At 67.5% G+C, this 998-nt stretch carries 1 protein-coding gene; it reads right to left on the bottom strand.

Annotation, left to right across the window (positions count from 1 at the left end):
* Positions 1-239: 239 nt before the first annotated feature.
* Positions 240-998, bottom strand: a 759-nt coding sequence (locus ACK4HL_RS12450; protein ID WP_409760746.1) for a diguanylate cyclase, incomplete at its 5' end; no start/stop codon positions are given.

Here is a 998-nt window from a genome sequence, read left to right as displayed (position 1 = left end):
GACTTGAGCAGCGCGCGGTGCGACAGGGCCGCGGCGCGGATGGTTTCCTGGGCCGAAGTCAGTTTCGTCATCTTTGACCTTCCTCCAATGGTGGCTGCGGGCGGAATGCCCGGCACGTGCCTTGAAATTCCTTCATGTCCGGCGAAACCCGGCTTCTCTGTTGTTCTCCAACAGTATGACGGTCATGCAACGGGGTGGCAATGGGGTTGTGGAACCGTCGTTTCCCGCGGCGCCGGGCCTCAGGAAACCACCCGGTTCCGGCCGGCGGCCTTTGCCTCGTAGAGCTTCCGGTCGGCCCGGGCGAGGAGCCCGCTCGTGCCCTCGCCCTCCGCCAGCTGGGCGGCGCCGAAGGAGGCCGTCACCCGCAGCATCATGTTGGGCGCGTCCGGCTTCTGCCAGAGCTGGGTCTCGAGCTGGCCGCGGATCTGCTGGGCGACGGAAGCCGCATTGTCGAGGCTCGTCTGCGGCATCACGATGGCGAATTCCTCGCCGCCGTAGCGGGCCACCGTGTCACGCCCCTTGACGTTGGCGGAGAGGATCTTCGCGAACCATTTCAGCACCTCGTCGCCCACCGGATGGCCGTAGCGGTCGTTCATCGCCTTGAAATGGTCGATGTCGGCCAGGATCAGCGACAGGGGCAGGCCGGCACTGCGCGCCGCCGCAACCTGCGAGGCGAGAACCACGTCCAGGCTGCGGCGGTTCCTGAGGCCGGTGAGCGGGTCGCTCATGCCTTGCTGCTCGAGGGTGGCGAGATTGGTCTTCAGCCCCTCGATCTGGCGCTGCGAGCGCTCGAGGCCGGCCTTGAGGTCGTCGCTGCGGCCGCGCATCTTCTCGTTCTCGGCGATGAGGTGCGCGATGATGAGGCGCACCTGCTCGATCTTCAGCGTCTCGGCGAGCTCGTCCTGGGCGCGGCCCAGCACGCGGGAAAAGCCGGCATTGGCCTCGGCATGGGTGCGGAGCAGCGCCACCAGGCGGGCGATCTCGACCTCGGAGCCCTC

Source organism: Aestuariivirga sp. (assembly GCF_046294715.1).
In the GTDB taxonomy this organism is placed as follows: domain Bacteria; phylum Pseudomonadota; class Alphaproteobacteria; order Rhizobiales; family Aestuariivirgaceae; genus Aestuariivirga.
Note: the sequence above shows the minus strand (reverse complement) of the source record. Positions and strands in the feature narration are given on the sequence as shown.